Origin of the sequence: Nocardia sp. MH4 (assembly GCF_019266065.1) — a bacterium.
Lineage (GTDB): Bacteria > Actinomycetota > Actinomycetes > Mycobacteriales > Mycobacteriaceae > Nocardia > Nocardia canadensis.
The window spans coordinates 18,763-35,224 of sequence record NZ_LPNR01000061.1 but is presented as its reverse complement, the minus strand read 5'-3'; the positions used below and the strand labels follow the sequence as shown (position 1 = coordinate 35,224).

Sequence of the window (16,462 nt, the reverse complement as noted above, 5' to 3'; positions counted from 1 at the left end):
CCGGCTCGGGCGGGCACCTGGCGATCCCCGGCACCGCCGAGGTGCGCACCGCGGCGCCCGGCGCACCGGCGGCGCCCGCGCCCACCCCGCGGGAACGCGGCACCACGCCCAAGAATCAGCAGCAGTCCGCCCCGGACGAGACGGCCCCCGACCTGAGTTCGCTCGGCGGTCCGATCCTCACCGTGATGAACATGCTGATGCCGCTGGCCAGGGCACTGGGCATGGACAACACCGCGATCACCAACCAGTTGATCAACCTCGCCTACACGCTGGTCGGCCTGGTCTTCGGCCCGACGAAGTAGCCGCACGCGCGCGGCCGCCGACCCGCCCAGGGGTCGGCGGCCGCGGCCGTTGCGGCACAATCGGCACGGTGATTCCTGTGGTGATCGTTGCGGGGTTTCTCGGGTCGGGCAAGACGACCCTGCTCAACTCGCTGTTGCGCAACAACCGGGGCACCCGGATCGGGGTGGTGGTCAACGACTTCGGCGCGGTGAACATCGACGCGATGCTGGTGGCGGGCCAGGTCGACGCGATGGTGTCGCTGGGCAACGGCTGCGTGTGCTGCGCGGTGGACGTCTCCGAACTCGACGACCTGTTCGCGACGCTGGCGCAGCCGCGCAGCGCCGTCGACGTCATCGTGGTGGAGGCCAGTGGGCTGGCCGAGCCACGCAATCTGATCCGCATGGTGGTGGCCAACCCGAACCCGCGGATCGGATACGGCGGGCTGGTCGAGGTGGTCGACGCCGAGCTGTTCGGCGCGACGAGCGCCCAGCACCCGGAACTGGTCTCGCACCTGCGCCTGGCTGATCTCGTGCTGGTGAACAAGGCCGACCGGGTCTCGGCCGAGGCGCTGGCCGAGCTGCGCGCGCAGGTGTCGGAGTGGGTCGGCCAAGTGCCGGTCTACGCGACGACCTACGGCCGCGTCGATCCCGGTCTGCTGTTCGACGACCGGGTGCTCGCGGAACCGAAGGTGGCCCAGCAGCTCAGTTTCGACTCGTTGCTCGACGACCACGACCATGATCACGACGACCCGGCCCACCGGCACCTGCACGACGAATACGTGTCGGTGTCGTTCACCAGCAAGCGGGAGCTGGACCCGCGCGCCCTGATCGCCTTCCTGGAAGATCCGCCGCCGGGCCTGTTCCGGGCCAAGGGCTGTGTGGCCTTCGCGGTGGCGGGAGAGCGGCGCAAGTTCGAGATGCACCTGGTCGGCAGGCATGTGGTGTTCACCCCCGGCTCGTGGGGGCGCGGCGAGGAACGCGTGTCGAACCTGGTGCTCATCGGCACCGGACTCGACGAGGACGCGGCACTGGAACGCTTGCGCGGCACCGTCTTCGAGGGCGAGGAGCTGATGGACGACCAGGCGATGCTCGGCGTCTGGCGCTACACCCCGCGGTGACGCTCAGCCGCAGGCATTGACCCATTCGGACAGTCCGTCGGCGAACAGCTGCCGCTTCCAGATCGGCACCTCGTGCTTGATCCGGTCGACGAGTTCGGCGCAGACGGTGAACGCCTCGGCCCGATGCGGCGCCGCGACCGCCACCACGATCGCCAGGTCACCGATGGTGAGCGAGCCGATGCGATGGCTCGCCGCCACCGGAAGTCCGTGCGCGGCGGCGACTTCGGCGCAGATCTCGGTCAGGAACCGCTCGGCCTGGGGGTGCGCGGAGTATTCGAGCGCCGTCACCGCCTGGCCGCCGTCGTGATTGCGCACCTTGCCGGTGAACACCACGACGGCACCGAACTCCGGTCCGTCGACAGCCTTTTCGACGGCGATCGGATCCAGCGCCTGGTCGCTGATCGCGGTCAGGCGCACCGCGCCGTGGTCATTCATGGTCGCCGCCTCCGGCTACTTGCGCGAGCAGATGATTCAACAGGGGTTCCAGGACCGCGATCCCGTCCTTCACCCCGCCGGGCGAACCCGGCAGGTTGACCACGACGGTGCGGCCTGCCAGCCCGGCCACGCCCCGGCTGAGCGCCGCGAGCGGGAACTTCGCCGTGCCGCGCTGCCGGATGGCATCGGCGACGCCGGGCAGTTCGCGGTCGAGGACGGCCCGGGTGGCCTCGGGGGTGGCATCGGTGGGGGAGGCGCCGGTGCCACCGGTGGTGACGATCAGCGACGGCGCGTCCGTGAGGGCATCGGCCAACCCGGCCGCGATCTCGGCGTCGGCGTACACGAGCGGGCCACGCACCGAGAATCCCTGGGCGCCGAGCCATTCGGCGAGCACCGGGCCGGTGGTGTCGACGCGGGTTCCCGCCGCGGCCCCGGTGGACGCGACCACGACCACCGCCGTGCGCGAATCACGCACGGCGGTCGCGTGTTCGGTAGTGGTGTCGACCGGAGCGGTTGTCGCCGAACCGGATTCGGCGGGTGCGGTGTCCGATCCGTTGCCGGTCGGGCTCGTCGGCGCGCTGCTGGATCGCGCCTCCGGACGCACCCAATGCCCGTGCTTGCCACCTTCTTTGGTCACCAGCCGCACCCCGTTCATCACTGCCGCGGGGTCCACCGCCTTCACCATGTCGTGCAGCGTGAGCCCCGCGACGGCCACGGCCGTGAGCGCTTCCATCTCGACCCCCGTCGGCCCGGTGGTCTTGGCGGTGGCCTCGACGGTGATGGTCGTCTCGGTGAATCCGAACTCCACCTTCACCGACGACAGTGCCAGCTGATGACACAGCGGAATCAGCTCGGAAGTCTTCTTGGCACCGGCGATTCCGGCCAGCCGCGCGGTCGACAGCACATCGGCCTTGGGCATCCCCTCGGCCCGCACCAGCGCGACCACCTCGGCGGTGGTCTGCAATTCGCCTGCGGCGACAGCGATCCGGGTGGTGTCGGCCTTACCGCTGACATCGACCATGCGCGCGCGACCCTCGCGGTCGACGTGGGACAACTCGCTCATAGCGACAAGATTCGCACAGGGACACCCGCGGGCAGCGAGGTGACCTCGGCGGGCACATCGACGAGCACATCGGCCCAGGCCATGCCCGCGATGAGATGGGAACCGGGGCCCGAGACCACCTCGACGCCGTCGTCGGTCACCAGGCCGCGCAGATACTGGCGTCTGCCCGCGGGGGAGCGCACGGGTGTCAGCAGGGTGACCTCGGCGGTGGCCGGCGCGGGCAGGCCGCCCAGCGCGCGCACCACGTCGCGGGCGAACACCGAGTAGGACACGGTGGTGCTCACCGGATTGCCCGGAAAACTCAGCACCGGCACACCGTCGACGACCGTGTACCCCTGCGGTCCGCCGGGCTGCACCGCGACCGAACCGAAGGTGCCGCCCAGGGGCTGCAGCACGTCCTTGACCACCTCGAAATCGCCCTTCGACACCCCGCCGGAGGTGAAGACCAGATCGGCGGCGGCCACGGCGGCGCGCAGCACGGCGGTGAACTCCGCCGGATCGTCGGTGCTGTGCGCGACCTCGACGACCTCGACACCGTCGGCGCGCAGGGCCGCGGCCAGCGCGATCCCGTTGGAGTTGTAGATCTGGCCCGGCGCCAGCTCGGTCCCGGCGGGCTGGAGTTCGTCACCGGTGGTGATGCAGACCGCGCGCAGACGGCTCAGCACCGGCACGGTCGGCAGGCCGACGGCGGCCAGCGCCGCGATGTGCCGGGGCGCGAGCACGGTGCCCGCCCGGGCGACCAGCTCGCCGGCGCGCACATCGGTGCCGGCCTCGCGCACGAACTCACCGCGGGCCCGGCCGCGCTCGACCACGATCCGGCCCTCGCCCGCCTGCACGTCCTCGACCGGGACGACGCAGTCGGCGCCGGGCGGGATCGGCGCACCGGTCATCACCTTCAGCGCCGAGCCCGCCGGCAGCGGCTCGGTGCCCGGCTTGCCCGCCGCCACGACCCCGACGACCGGCAGGGTGACCGGCGTGACCGCCACGTCGGCGGCGCGCACCGCGTATCCGTCCATGGCCGAGTTGCGGAAGACCGGCAGATCGATCGGGGACAGCACGTCGGCGGTCAGCACGCGGCCCAGCGCGTCGGGCACCGCCACCTGCTCGGCCGGGCGGTCGGCGAGCGGGGCCAGCAGCGCGGCGACGGTGTCGCGGTACTCGTCGACGCTGCGCGCCGACGCGGTGGCGGGCCGGGGAGTCATGCTGCCAGCCTAATCGCCGTCCGACCGGCGGGTCAGGCCCGGATCGCTCACCGTCGAGGGGCACGGACGGTGAGCTGTCGACTTCGTGACGGATCGGCGCTCCGGACGGTCCGCGTCGGGGGCGACGGGTCATACTGTAAAGATGACGCTGGTCGAAATGGGGATACCCGCTGTGCGATCGGAGCGGCCCTCCCTCGACGGCCGGCCCGAGACGCCGCTCCTCGTCGACCGCTTCGGTCGGGTCGCGCGCGATCTGCGCGTCTCCATCACCGAGAAGTGCTCGCTGCGCTGCACCTACTGCATGCCCGAAGAGGGCCTGCCGCCGATTCCGCGCGAGGAACTGCTCAGCGCCGACGAGATCGTCCGGCTGGTGACGCTGGCCGTGCGGGAACTGGGCGTGCGCGAGGTCCGCTTCACCGGCGGCGAACCGCTGATGCGCCGCGAACTCGAGCAGATCATCGCGGGCTGTCACGCGGCCGTGCCCGACACCCCGCTGGCCATGACGACCAACGGCGTCGGCCTCGAACACCGCGCCAAGGCCCTGGCCGAGGCCGGACTGAGCCGGGTCAATGTCTCCCTCGACACCGTCGACCGGGCCGACTTCACCCGGCTGACCCGCCGCGACCGGCTCGAGTCGGTACTCGACGGCATCCGCGCCGCCCGCGATGTCGGGCTCGCCCCGGTCAAGGTGAACGCGGTGCTGATGCGGCAGAACCTGGCCGGTGCGCCCGACCTGCTCGCGTGGTGCCTGGCCGAACAGTGCGAGCTGCGCTTCATCGAGGAGATGCCGCTCGACGCCGACCACGAGTGGGCGCGCACCGACATGGTGACCGCCGCCGACCTGCTCGACGTGCTCGGCGAACGGTTCACCCTCACCGAGGCGGGCCGCGCCGACCCCTCGGCGCCGGCCGAGAAGTGGCTGGTCGACGGCGGCCCGGCCACGGTCGGCATCATCGCGACCGTCACCCGTAAGTTCTGCGACAGCTGCGACCGGACCCGGCTCACCGCCGACGGCATGCTGCGCTCGTGCCTGTTCAGCGACCAGGAGTTCGATGTGCGGACCGCGCTGCGCGCCGGTGCCGACGACGACGAGGTCGCCGAGCTGTGGCGCGGCGCCATGTGGCAGAAATGGGCCGGTCACGGTATCGACGCCGCCGGTTTCGTCCCTCCGGAACGCACGATGGGAGCCATCGGTGGTTGAGATCCGCTACTTCGCCGCGATCGCCGACGCGGTCGGCAAGAGCACCGAATCACTCGACCTGCCCGCGGGCGCGACCGTCGCCGACCTGCGCGCCTCGCTCGCCGCCGCCTACGGCTCCGAGGTCGACTCGCTCGTCGGGGTCTGCGCCTTCCTGATCGGCGACGAACTCACCCGCGACCCGTCGGCCATGCTCCGCGACCGGGTCGACGTCCTGCCCCCGTTCGCGGGCGGTTAGCAGGATGGTCCAGAGCGCGGCTCCCGACGTCGACGCCTATCTCGCCGAACTCCCGGACCATCGGCGCGCGGCGCTGACCCGGCTGCGTGAGCTGTGCCTGGCCGAACTCCCCGGCCGCACCGAGGTCATGGCCTACGGCATGCCCGCCTACGAGCGAGATGGTGTCGGCGAGATCGCCTTCGCGAGCCAGAAGCAGTACATCTCCTTCTACCTGCTGCGGGCCGACGTCCGCGCCGCCTTCGCCGAGCGCCTGGCGAGCCAGGACATGGGCAAGGGCTGCCTGCGCTTCCGCAAGGAACCGGACTACGACCTGGTCCGCGCTCTGTTGCGCGCGACGGCGTCCGGTGTCGGCGCGCCGGGGGAGAACTGAGTCGACCCGGCGGCCGGAATCCCGGGCAGCCGGCTACCGCCACCAGGTGTCGAGCGGGGTGACCGGGACGGTGCGCTTGTGCCGGGTGTTGGTGAAGATCGACTCCACGCGGGCGGCGACCTCCGGCGTGACGTCCTTGCCCTCGAGGTAGTCGTCGAGCTCGGCGTAGCGCAGGCCGAGGGCTTCCTCATCGGGCAGGGCGGGGCGGTCGTCCTCGAGGTCGGCGGTGGGGACCTTGGACCAGATGCTCGACGGCGCGCCCAGTTCCTGCAGCAGCGCGGCGCCCTGACGCTTGGTAAGACCGGTGAGCGGGGTCAGGTCGACGCCGCCGTCACCGAACTTGGTGAAGAACCCGGTGACCGCCTCGGCGGCGTGATCGGTGCCGACGACCAGCAGGTTCTCCTGCCCGGCCAGCGCGTACTGGGCGACCATCCGCTCGCGGGCCTTGATGTTGCCCCGCACGAAATCGCGCAGCCGCTCGTGGTCGAGCGCCCCGGCGACCTCGGCGGCCACCGCGTCGGCGCCGGGCCGGATGTTCACCACGACCGCCCGGTCGGGGTCGATGAAGTTCAGCGCGATCTGCGCGTCGTGCTCGTCGGCCTGCATGCCATAGGGCAGCCGCACGGCGAGGAAGGTCGCCTCGACGCCCTCGGCGCGCAGTTCCTCGACGGCGAGCTGGCACAGCCTGCCCGCCAGGGCGCTGTCCTGGCCGCCGCTGATGCCCAGGGCGAAGCCGCGGGCGGGGGTGGAGTTCAGGTAGTCCTTGAGGAAGTCGACGCGACGGCGGACCTCCTGCTTCGGCTCGATCTCCGGCAGCACGCCCAACTCGGCGATGATCTGTTCACGCAGTGTCCCCATGCCGCCTCACTCTACTTGTGCGGCAGGGGAAACGACGCGGCGAACGAGCCATTCCCAGTTGTCGCCGATCTGAGCGCGGGTGTAGCCCAGGATGTCGATCTGGTGAATGACCAGCGCCGCGGACAATGTCGACAGCAGCGAGTCGGCCACCAGCGGCAGTTCCCCGCTCACCCCGGCCTCCCGCAGCAACAGCACGACATGCGCCTTGTGCAGGCCGTACGGGCCGCCGCCGAACCGCCCCTTCTCCTCCGCGGCGCGGTGCAGATCGCCCTCGACAGCGACGTCGAGCAGGCGCGTACGGCCGAACGCGATCAACCGCTCGACCGGGTTCGCGGTGGGGCCCAGCGGGGGCGGCCCGAACATGAACGCCGCCTGGAATTTCTGTTCGGAGTGGTCGAGCAGGGCCAGCATCAGCCCGGTGCGGTTACCGAACCGCCGGAAGACGGTGCCCTTGCCGACCCCGGCGCGCTTGGCGACCGCGTCCATCGTCAGTCCCGCCACCCCGTGCTCACGCACCAGCTGCTGGGCCGCGTCGAGCAGCAGCGCGCGGTTGCGGGCGGCGTCGGCGCGCTCGATCGGCTCGGCCTCGCCGGGCCGTGGCGGCCCGATCGGCAGCAGCGGCGGCTCGTCCGGCCTGGGTGTGCTGGAGCTCACGCCGCTCACACGTCCTCCGCGGGAAGTAATCGGACTGCGGTCCGGTTAATGTCGGATGAAACTTCGATCATCCCACTGAGTACACCAGGAGTCGTCATGGCCGGGACCCGCATCCTCACTCTCGTCGGAAGCCTGCGCGCGGGCTCGATCAATCGCAGGCTCGCCGAGGCGGCCGTGCAGACCGCCCCGGAAGGTGTGGACATCGCGATCTACGAGGGTCTGGGGGAGATCCCGTTCTACAACGAGGACCTGGACGTCGCGGGTTCGGTGCCCGCGCAGGCCGCGGCGCTGCGTGCCGCCGTCGCCGCGGCCGACGCCGTCCTGCTGGTCACCCCCGAGTACAACGGCACCCTGCCCGCCGTGCTGAAGAACGCCATCGACTGGGCCTCGCGTCCCTACGCGGCCGGTGCGATCAAGGGCAAGCCTGTCGCGGTGGTGAGTGCCTCGATCAGCCCGCGTGCGGCCGAGTGGGCCCACGGTGACGCGGTCAAGGCGATCGGTGTCGCGGGCGGCGTCGTCGTCGAGGCGGCACACGCGCGCTTCGGCACCATCGGCGAGCGTTTCGGTCAGACCCACCCGGCTCAGGACGCCGAGGCGCTGACCCAGCTCGGCGCGACCGTGCACGAGCTGGTTGCCGCTGCGGACGGCAAGCTCGTCTCGGCGTAAGCTGCCTGTCGGCTCGACACGGGGCGTCGCATCCCACGCGGATGTGACGCCCCTTCGCATGTCCGCGAAGTTTGCTGAAGACTCGCCGGGATGCAAAATCGTGATCTGGGCCACTGTTTTCCCAGCGTGTCGATCGCGCGTCCTGGGACTTACGGCGTGGGAATTACATCTGTGCGACTCGCAACACCTTGTGTTGTTCCAATCTGTCGGCCACTAGGTGTAGTGTCTCCAGTACTGGAACACGGTGTGAAGCCACCACTGATCGGGCCCAAGGGAAGGGGTTACGAGCAGGGCTTTCTTCGCCAGATCCAGGAGTTTGCGCAGCATCACCGTTCGTGCACTGCATACGGATCACAGGCTGTGGATCAGGCATAGGAGAGGGAGAACCTAGATGACCATCACCGTGTACACCAAGCCCGCTTGCGTCCAGTGCAATGCCACCTACAAGGCGCTCGACAAGGCCGGGGTGGACTACGAGATCATCGACATCTCCGAGAACACCGAGGCCCGTGACTACGTCATGGCGCTCGGTTACCTGCAGGCGCCGGTCGTCGTAGCCGGTGAGGATCACTGGTCGGGCTTCCGCCCCGATCGCATCAAGTCGCTCGCCGTCGCGGCCGCTTAGGACCTTCGCCGGAAGGAGGCGTCATGCCCGAACGGACGACTCCGGGCGGGCTGGTCTACTTCTCCAGCGCTTCGGAGAACACTTGTCGTTTCGTCGAGAAGCTGGGTCTGCCGGCTACTCGGCTTCCATTGCACACCGCTGATTCGCTGCGCGTCGACGAACCCTACGTGCTGATCACCCCCACCTACGGGGGTGGTCGGCACGTGATGGGTGGACAACGGTCCGACAAGGACCTCGTACCGCGGCAGGTCGCCAAGTTCCTCAACGACCCGCACAACCGCGCCCTGCTGCGCGGGGTGATCGCGGCCGGCAACACGAACTTCGGCGATACCTATTGCGCTGCGGGCGACATCATCTCGCGAAAATGCGGGGTGCCGTACCTGTATCGCTTCGAACTCATGGGAACCGCTGAGGACGTCGCGCGCGTCCGAGAGGGATTGGGATTGTTTTGGCAACAGCAACCACAGCACCGACCGGCAAGACTGCCCGCCTAGAGCAGGCCGCGGTGCGCGGCGAGGCGGGCGAGGTCCTCGACTACCACGCCCTCAACGCGATGCTGAACCTGTACGGCCCCGACGGACAGATCCAGTTCGACAAGGATCGCGAGGCCGCGCACCAGTACTTCTTGCAGCACGTCAACCAGAACACCGTCTTCTTCCACAACCTGGACGAGAAGCTGGACTACCTGGTCGACGAGAACTACTACGAGGCCGAAGTCCTCGACCAGTACAGCCGCGAGTACATCAAGAGCCTGTTCCAGCGGGCCTACGCCAAGAAGTTCCGGTTCCCGACCTTCCTCGGCGCGTTCAAGTACTACACCTCGTACACGCTCAAGACCTTCGACGGCAAGCGCTACCTGGAGCGGTTCGAGGACCGGGTCGTGATGGTCGCGCTGACGCTGGCCGCCGGCGACCAGGTCCTCGCGGACAAGCTGGTCGACGAGATCATCGACGGCCGGTTCCAGCCCGCCACCCCGACCTTCCTCAACTCCGGCAAGAAGCAGCGCGGCGAGCCCGTGTCCTGCTTCCTGCTGCGCATCGAGGACAACATGGAGTCGATCGGCCGCTCCATCAACTCCGCCCTGCAGCTGTCCAAGCGCGGCGGCGGTGTGGCGCTGCTGCTGAGCAACATCCGTGAGCACGGCGCGCCGATCAAGAAGATCGAGAACCAGAGCTCGGGTGTCATCCCGATCATGAAGCTGCTCGAGGACTCGTTCTCCTACGCCAACCAGCTGGGCGCGCGTCAGGGCGCCGGCGCGGTCTACTTGCACGCGCACCACCCCGACATCTACCGCTTCCTCGACACCAAGCGGGAGAACGCGGACGAGAAGATCCGCATCAAGACGCTGTCGCTGGGCGTGGTGATCCCCGACATCACCTTCGAGCTGGCGAAGAAGAACGAGGACATGTACCTGTTCTCGCCGTACGACGTCGAGCGCATCTACGGCAAGCCGTTCGCCGATGTCGACGTCACCGAGAAGTACTACGAGATGGTCGACGACAAGCGCATCCGCAAGTCGAAGATCAAGGCGCGCGAGTTCTTCCAGACCATCGCCGAGCTGCAGTTCGAGTCGGGCTACCCGTACATCATGTTCGAGGACACGGTGAACCGGGCCAACCCGATCAAGGGCAAGATCACCCACTCGAACCTGTGCTCGGAGATCCTGCAGGTCTCGACCCCCTCGGAGTTCAACGACGACCTGTCCTACTCGAAGGTCGGCAAGGACATCTCCTGCAACCTCGGCTCGCTCAACATCGCCAAGGCGATGGACTCGCCGGACTTCGGCCAGACCATCGAGACCTCGATCCGCGCGCTGACCGCCGTCTCGGACCAGACCCACATCTACTCGGTGCCCTCGATCGAGCAGGGCAACAACGAGTCCCACGCCATCGGCCTCGGCCAGATGAACCTGCACGGCTACCTGGCGCGGGAGCGGGTCCACTACGGCTCCGAAGAGGGCGTCGACTTCACCAACATGTACTTCTACACCGTGGTCTACCACGCGATCCGGGCCTCGAACCTGATCGCGAAGGAGCGCGGTAGCGCGTTCGGCGGCTTCGCGGAGTCGAAGTACGCCAGCGGCGAGTACTTCGACAAGTACACCGAGCAGGCGTGGGAGCCCAAGACCGACAAGGTCCGTCAGCTCTTCGCCGACGCCGGCGTGCACATCCCCACCCAGGACGACTGGCGTGAGCTGAAGGCCTCGGTGCAGGAGTTCGGCATCTACAACCAGAACCTGCAGGCCGTCCCGCCCACCGGGTCGATCTCCTACATCAACCACTCCACCAGCTCGATCCACCCGGTGGCGTCGAAGATCGAGATCCGCAAGGAAGGCAAGATCGGCCGCGTCTACTACCCGGCCCCGTACCTCGACAACGACAACCTCGAGTACTACGACGACGCCTACGAAATCGGCTACGAGAAGATCATCGACACCTACGCCGCGGCCACCCAGCACGTGGACCAGGGCCTGTCGCTGACGCTGTTCTTCAAGGACACCGCCACCACCCGCGACCTGAACAAGGCCCAGATCTACGCCTGGCGCAAGGGCATCAAGACGCTCTACTACATCCGCCTGCGTCAGATGGCCCTGGAGGGAACCGAAGTCGAGGGTTGCGTGTCCTGCATGCTGTGAGCTGAGCACGGGAAAAGGGGCGGTCTCCGTGGGAGACCGCCCCTTTCGCGTCAGCCGATACTGCCGAACAGATCGAAGCAGCACCAGCCGCCGCGCAACCACTGCCCGATCAACCGCCACAGCGACGGGTAGCGGCCGTCGGCGTAGCGCAGACGCAGGCCGAACGAGCATTTGCCGAAGGTCGTGCGGGTGAACCGCTGGACGACCGTGCGGTGCAGGAAGGACGCGCCGAGCCAGGCCGCGATGCCGTACAGGACGGCGGTCGAACCGGTCGCGAGGTACCAGACGGTGACACCGATGGCGGCGTGCAGCGCCGTGTCGATGAGGAAGGCGGGGATCACCCCGGTCTCGTCGCCGGTGGAAGTGGTTCCGCTGAGCGGGAATTCGTCTGCCGGGCGCTGCGGCTCCGCGGCGTCGGGGCGGACGTAGGTCAGTCGCCCGTCGGTGTCGCGCTCGTAGCCGCCGGTCCGCTCGGCGCGCCGGGGCGGTGTCGTCGTGCTCATGGGGCCCAGCGTGGCCGACCTCGCTTAACAACCACCCGGTGCCGACCTTGCCGTGCGCGGGAAGCCCAGGTCGCCGCGCCGCGGCGATGCGCGTCGGACCGGAATCCGCCGGTTACGGTGGAAGGCAACCCTGTTGTGTCGCAGCGCAGTGCGTCGATCCGAGGAGGCCGGATGTCCGTCGCGGAGCATGGGAAGACGGTGGGGGACGGGCTCGACCTTCCGCTGGCGCCGCGCGAGCGGATCGAACGGCCGGAACAGGCTGGGCGAGGCCGGGATTCGCGCAAGATCGTGCCGCGTTCGGCCCTCGGCGCGTGGGATCCCGGGCAGCGTGGGCACGATGCGCTGGCGACCGTGCTGGCGCAGAACGCGCTGCGGGCGCCGGATCTCGTGCCGATCCGGATGGCGCGCATGGCGGCCTCGCCGTGGACGTTCTATCGCGGCGGTGCCGCGATCATGGCCGCGGACCTGGCCTCCCGGCCGAACACCGGAATCGGCGTGCAGCTGTGCGGGGACGCGCACGTGCTGAACTTCGGGATGTGGGCCAGCCCCGAGCGCAATCTCGTCTTCGACCTGCGTGATTTCGACGAGACGCTGCCCGGCCCGTTCGAGTGGGATCTGCAACGCCTGGTGGCCTCGCTGGTGGTGCTCGGCCGGGACAACGGGGTGCCCGCGGCGCGGTCGGACGCGGCGGTGGCGGCGACCTCGGCCGCGTACCGCCGCGCCATGGCCGCGTACGCGCGCACCCCCGAGCTCGACATCTGGTATGAGCGGGTCGACGTGGAGGACTTCCTCGGCTACTTCGGCCCCCGCGCACAGGAGCTGGCGCGCAAGGAGATCCGGCGTGGGTCGGTGAAACGCACCAGCCGTGGCGCGTTCGGCAAGTTCACCGAGATCCGGGACGGGCGACGGCGGATCACCGAGCTCCCACCGTTCCGGGTGGCGGTCGGCGGCGACCAGCGCAGGCTCGTCGGGGCGGTCGTGCACGACTACGCCGAATCGGTGCCCGATCACATCTGGTCGCTGCTGACCCGGTTCCGGGTCGTCGATGTCGCCCGGCAGGTGGTCGGCGTCGGCAGCGTCGGGATGCGGGTCTACCTGGCCCTGCTCGAGGAGCGCCGGACCGGCGACCCGTTCTTCATCCAGGTCAAACAGGCGGGCCGCTCGGTCTACGAGGACTTCCTGGCGCCGAGCCGCTACGACAACCACGGTTCGCGGGTCGCCCACGGCCAGCGGATGCTGCAATCGACCACCGACAAGTTCCTCGGCTGGACCAGCGTGGACGGCATGGACTTCTACGTCCGTCAGTTCCGGGACATGAAGATCACCGCCGACGGCGCCCTCGTCGCACCCCAACTCGAACAGTTCGCCACCGCCTGCGCCCGGGTACTGGCCCGCGCCCACGCCCGCTCCGGCGACGCCGCCCGCATCGCCGACTACCTGGGCCGCAGCGAGCGCACCGACACCGCCCTGGTCGACTTCGCCCGCGCCTATGCCGACCAGAACGAGCGCGACCACGCGCAACTGGTGGCCGCGATCGCCGACGGCACGGTCGACGCCCACGAGGTCGGCTGGGCTTGATCCCGTGAGGCACGTCGGGACGCGTGACCGGTGACGGCGTCTCGGACGGTCGGCATCGTCGCTGCGCTGCCGGGGAAGTGGCGGCGCAGCGACGACACGACTACCCCGCCGAACCGGTGAGGATGCGTGGCAGGCCCGATGCCGAGCCGGTGCCGCTGCCGTCGGGCAACTCGGCACCCTGCGATCCGGGGCGGTGGATGCGGACGGTGACCGGTGCGGTGCCGTCGGCTTCCACGGTGACCACCCGCGCTCCGGTCGACGAGGTCACCCGGCCGCCGCTGACCTGTACCTCGTAGGTGTCGGGCAGGGCCAGGTCGGAGACATAGATCTCGGTCGGGGCCGACGCGGCTGCCGGCCGGTAGCGGTAGGCGAAATCGCCGGTCGCCGAATCGAACACCATCGCCTCCGGGATGCCCGCGGTGGCGCGAGGGTAGGTGCGGACCAGTTTGCGGCCGAGATCACCGTGGAAGGGGTCCGCGCCGGTGCCGCGGAAATGCCAGTAGTGCCAGCCGATGAAGCGCTCGTCGGCGCGGGCGGTGGTGTTGCGCAACACGGTCGGGTCGCCGTCGCCGAATTCGGTGACGAGGGTCGGGATGTCGGTGCGGTCGGTGAAGGAGTCGATGTTGGACCAGGTCTTGTCCTGCTGCACCGGGCACACCGCCCGCAGTTCCTCGGACAGTCCGAGGTAGATGGCGAGCTGGCTGGGGATGCAGTAGTCGTGCGGGGAGAACACGATGTTCGGGCTGGTGATCGGCGGATTCTTGCCCAGATGGCTGGGCATCGTCTCGTTCCAGGTCACGTTCGGCTCCCAGAACACCGGCACCGCGCCGTTGCGCGCCCGCACCGCGTCGGTCAGCCGTTGCAGCGCGCGCTGGTACTCGGCGTCGAAGTCCGGGCAGCCGTCCGGGAAGCAGGTGAGAAACGGTGTGCCGGGCCAGGGTTCGTTGAGCAGTTCGATCCCGAGCACGCTCGCGCGCCCGTTCATCCGCTCGGCGAGGGCGCCGAGGGCGGTCCCGAGATGATCGAGGACGCCGTAGGTGTTGTTCCAGACCTCGTCCCACCCGGCGTTCATGCTCGGCATCAGGTAGTACAGCGGGAAGCCGGGATTCGGCTCGCCGTCGCCCGGCCTGGCCCGGATCGCCCACTCGGGAAAGCCGTTGCCGCCCCAGATCTGCGACAACCCGTCCTGATGATTGTCGAGCAGGGTGTAGATCCCTTGTGCGGCAAGGGTATCCACCACCGCCTCGACGCGATCGAGATAGGCCGTGTCGACCACGCCCTCGGTCGGCATCAGTCCGTCGAAGGACACCCCGAGCCGCACGGTGTTGAACCCGTGCCGGGCGAGCAGCGCCGCCGCGTCGTCGCTCAGGGCGAACCCGTCACCGGGTTGCAGATACGGCGCGTCCTTGTCGACGGTGTTCACTCCGTGCAGCAGCACGGTCCGCCCGAATCCGTCCACCAGTGCCGCCCCCTGCGCCCGCAGCGGTGTCACTCCCGGCTCCGCACTCGCGGGCGCGATCGCGCCGCTCACGATCATGCCGATCGCCAGCGCGAACGCCGCCACCCACCTCGGCGATCGCCCCGGCCCTCGCCGCCGTCGAATGCCCGCTCTCGCCATCAGTGTTCCTCGATCCACTGGTAGACATGCGTCCAACTGAACGCACGTCCAAGTACTGGCGTGAGACCATAGCGTCGGACTGCCGATGTGGTCAAGGCCACACGAGTGGAATCGCCACGGCCGGAGGAGATGTCGGGGCCCGGTGGGGACCGACCTCGGGGCGGCGTCCGTCGATGCGACGACCACCGTCAGCAACATCGCCGACCAGCGCATCACCGGGCGCCACGGCGACGGGGAGCAGCTGTGGGATGTCGAGACCGACCGAGGTGGTGCGGGCGGCTCGCCGGAGCGGCGAGCTCGATCCGCCCCCGCGTCGCTCCTGTGGGTCGGCGAAGCGATCGCGGGGGCCCGGGTGGTTCAGCGGAGGGCGGGCAGGACTTCGCGTTCGAAGAGTTCGATGCCGGAGGTGTCGTAGGCGGCCTCGGGGAAGTTGCAGATGGCGTAGTCGAGGCCGAGATCCTGGACGGCGGTGAGGCGTTCGATGATCTGCTCGGGGGTGCCGACGGCGGCGCTGGTGTCGAACTGCTCGTGCACGCGGGCCTTGGCCTCGTCGGCGCCCAGGAACGGGGTGTAGCGGTCGATGACGGCGGAAAGGCGTTCCTGGACTTCGGATTCGGTGCTGCCGATGATGGCGTTGAAGTTGGCGCTGCGGGTGATCGCGTCGAAATCGGTGCCGACCTCGGCGCAGTGCTGGCGCAGGATCTCCGACTTGCGGGTGAATTCCGCCGGTTCGCCACTGAAGTTGGTGTAATCGGCGTACGTCGCGGCGATCCGCAGCGTCTTCTTCTCGCCGCCGCCGGCGATCCAGATCGGAATGCCGTTCTCCTGCAACGGCTTCGGGTGCACGATCGCATCGTCGACCTGGTAGTACTTCCCGTCGAGGGTGGCCCGGCCGGTCCGCCAGGCCTGCCGGAAGATCTGCACACCCTCGTCCAGGCGGCCGAGTCGCTCACCGGCCGGCGGGAAGCCGTAACCGTAAGCGCGCCACTCGTGTTCGTACCACCCGCCGCCGATGCCCATCTCCACCCGGCCGCCCGAGATCAGGTCGACGGTGGCGGCCACCTTGGCCAGGTAGGCGGGGTTGCGGTAGCTCATGGCGGTACACATCTGCCCGAGCCGCACGCGGGAGGTGCTGGCCGCGAACGCCGACATCAGGGTCCACGCCTCGTGGGTGGCCTCGTTGGTCGGCACCGGCACGGTGTGGAAGTGGTCGTAGACCCAGAGGGATTCCCAGTCGGTGCCCGTATCGAACCGCTGGGCGAGCTCGCGCATCACCGCCCACTGGTCCGCCGGTTCGATACCGACCAGGTCGAGCCGCCAGCCCTGGGGGACGAAGATGCCGAAGCGCACGTGATTCTCCTCAGTGTGATGATCGAGCCGGAGGTCGCGGCGCCTCGCACCGCGGCTGCCCTGCCCACTT

General features: G+C 69.2%; 17 protein-coding genes and 1 pseudogene. 10 read left to right on the top strand and 8 right to left on the bottom strand.

The genetic code is table 11. The features are described from left to right. Nucleotides 1-302: pseudogene (locus ATM97_RS04820) on the top strand (hypothetical protein); the annotation flags it as partial. Nucleotides 303-379: 77 nt separating this feature from the next. Next, nucleotides 380-1,399, top strand: coding sequence for a GTP-binding protein (locus ATM97_RS04815; protein WP_218716717.1), 1,020 nt, complete (start codon nt 380-382; stop codon nt 1,397-1,399). Nucleotides 1,400-1,402: 3 nt separating this feature from the next. Here the strand turns inward: ATM97_RS04815 and ATM97_RS04810 are convergent, their stop codons facing one another. The 3 genes from ATM97_RS04810 to glp are packed head-to-tail and all read right to left on the bottom strand — an operon-like array spanning nt 1,403 to nt 4,099. Beyond that, a complete protein-coding gene (locus tag ATM97_RS04810; protein WP_218716716.1) occupies nt 1,403-1,834 on the bottom strand; it encodes a molybdenum cofactor biosynthesis protein MoaE in 432 nt (143 codons plus the stop codon). After that, nucleotides 1,827-2,897 (bottom strand): bifunctional molybdenum cofactor biosynthesis protein MoaC/MoaB, encoded by a 1,071-nt coding sequence (moaCB, locus tag ATM97_RS04805; protein ID WP_218716715.1) that lies wholly within the window; start codon nt 2,895-2,897, stop codon nt 1,827-1,829. Before moaCB ends, ATM97_RS04810 begins: the two co-directional genes overlap by 8 nt. Further along, nucleotides 2,894-4,099: a gephyrin-like molybdotransferase Glp gene (gene glp / locus ATM97_RS04800; protein ID WP_218716714.1), complete on the bottom strand. Its 1,206-nt coding sequence runs from the start codon at nt 4,097-4,099 to the stop codon at nt 2,894-2,896. Before glp ends, moaCB begins: the two co-directional genes overlap by 4 nt. A gap of 142 nt (nt 4,100-4,241) precedes the next feature. Between glp and moaA the strand changes: the two genes are divergently transcribed. Genes moaA through ATM97_RS04785 form a run of 3 tightly spaced genes read left to right on the top strand, consistent with a single transcriptional unit; the run spans nt 4,242 to nt 5,905 of the window. After that, nucleotides 4,242-5,300: a GTP 3',8-cyclase MoaA gene (gene moaA / locus ATM97_RS04795; RefSeq protein WP_218716713.1), complete on the top strand. Its 1,059-nt coding sequence runs from the start codon at nt 4,242-4,244 to the stop codon at nt 5,298-5,300. Beyond that, the gene (locus tag ATM97_RS04790) at nt 5,293-5,535 is read left to right on the top strand and encodes a MoaD/ThiS family protein (RefSeq protein ID WP_218716712.1); all 243 of its coding nucleotides are present in this window, start codon (nt 5,293-5,295) and stop codon (nt 5,533-5,535) included. The genes moaA and ATM97_RS04790 overlap by 8 nt, the downstream gene beginning before the upstream one ends. Before the next feature lie 4 nt (nt 5,536-5,539). Continuing rightward, on the top strand, nt 5,540-5,905 hold the full coding sequence (locus tag ATM97_RS04785; protein ID WP_218716711.1) for an iron chaperone: 366 nt from the start codon (nt 5,540-5,542) through the stop codon (nt 5,903-5,905). Nucleotides 5,906-5,938: 33 nt separating this feature from the next. On the opposite strand, the gene nadE is transcribed toward ATM97_RS04785, so the two are convergent. Continuing rightward, a complete protein-coding gene (nadE, locus tag ATM97_RS04780) occupies nt 5,939-6,763 on the bottom strand; it encodes an ammonia-dependent NAD(+) synthetase (RefSeq protein ID WP_218716710.1) in 825 nt (274 codons plus the stop codon). Nucleotides 6,764-6,769: 6 nt separating this feature from the next. Next, complete coding sequence (locus tag ATM97_RS04775; protein ID WP_218716709.1) at nt 6,770-7,426, bottom strand: TetR/AcrR family transcriptional regulator; 657 nt, start codon at nt 7,424-7,426, stop codon at nt 6,770-6,772. Nucleotides 7,427-7,513: 87 nt separating this feature from the next. On the opposite strand from ATM97_RS04775, the gene ATM97_RS04770 reads away from it, so the two are divergent. From ATM97_RS04770 to nrdE, 4 genes are all read left to right on the top strand, one after another. Continuing rightward, complete coding sequence (locus ATM97_RS04770; protein ID WP_218716708.1) at nt 7,514-8,083, top strand: NAD(P)H-dependent oxidoreductase; 570 nt, start codon at nt 7,514-7,516, stop codon at nt 8,081-8,083. Between the two features lie 391 nt (nt 8,084-8,474). Beyond that, nucleotides 8,475-8,708 carry a redoxin NrdH gene (locus ATM97_RS04765; protein WP_218716707.1) on the top strand — a complete coding sequence of 78 codons (234 nt, stop codon included), beginning with the start codon at nt 8,475-8,477 and terminating at the stop codon, nt 8,706-8,708. Nucleotides 8,709-8,731: 23 nt separating this feature from the next. After that, nucleotides 8,732-9,202: a class Ib ribonucleoside-diphosphate reductase assembly flavoprotein NrdI gene (gene nrdI, locus ATM97_RS04760; RefSeq protein ID WP_218716706.1), complete on the top strand. Its 471-nt coding sequence runs from the start codon at nt 8,732-8,734 to the stop codon at nt 9,200-9,202. Between the two features lie 59 nt (nt 9,203-9,261). Next, entirely contained in the window at nt 9,262-11,343 is a 2,082-nt protein-coding gene (nrdE, locus tag ATM97_RS04755) for a class 1b ribonucleoside-diphosphate reductase subunit alpha (protein ID WP_255587059.1), read from the top strand. Nucleotides 11,344-11,393: 50 nt separating this feature from the next. On the opposite strand, the gene ATM97_RS04750 is transcribed toward nrdE, so the two are convergent. Then, nucleotides 11,394-11,846, bottom strand: a complete 453-nt coding sequence (locus tag ATM97_RS04750; protein ID WP_218716705.1) for an RDD family protein — start codon at nt 11,844-11,846, stop codon at nt 11,394-11,396. A gap of 171 nt (nt 11,847-12,017) precedes the next feature. On the opposite strand from ATM97_RS04750, the gene ATM97_RS04745 reads away from it, so the two are divergent. After that, nucleotides 12,018-13,424 (top strand): DUF2252 domain-containing protein, encoded by a 1,407-nt coding sequence (locus tag ATM97_RS04745; RefSeq protein WP_218716704.1) that lies wholly within the window; start codon nt 12,018-12,020, stop codon nt 13,422-13,424. A gap of 100 nt (nt 13,425-13,524) precedes the next feature. Here ATM97_RS04745 and ATM97_RS04740 read toward each other — a convergent pair whose 3' ends face one another. Next, nucleotides 13,525-14,961, bottom strand: coding sequence for a cellulase family glycosylhydrolase (locus ATM97_RS04740; protein ID WP_218716720.1), 1,437 nt, complete (start codon nt 14,959-14,961; stop codon nt 13,525-13,527). A 438-nt stretch (nt 14,962-15,399) separates the two neighbouring features. After that, nucleotides 15,400-16,392, bottom strand: coding sequence for an LLM class F420-dependent oxidoreductase (locus ATM97_RS04735; RefSeq protein ID WP_218716703.1), 993 nt, complete (start codon nt 16,390-16,392; stop codon nt 15,400-15,402). Nucleotides 16,393-16,462 lie beyond the last annotated feature (70 nt).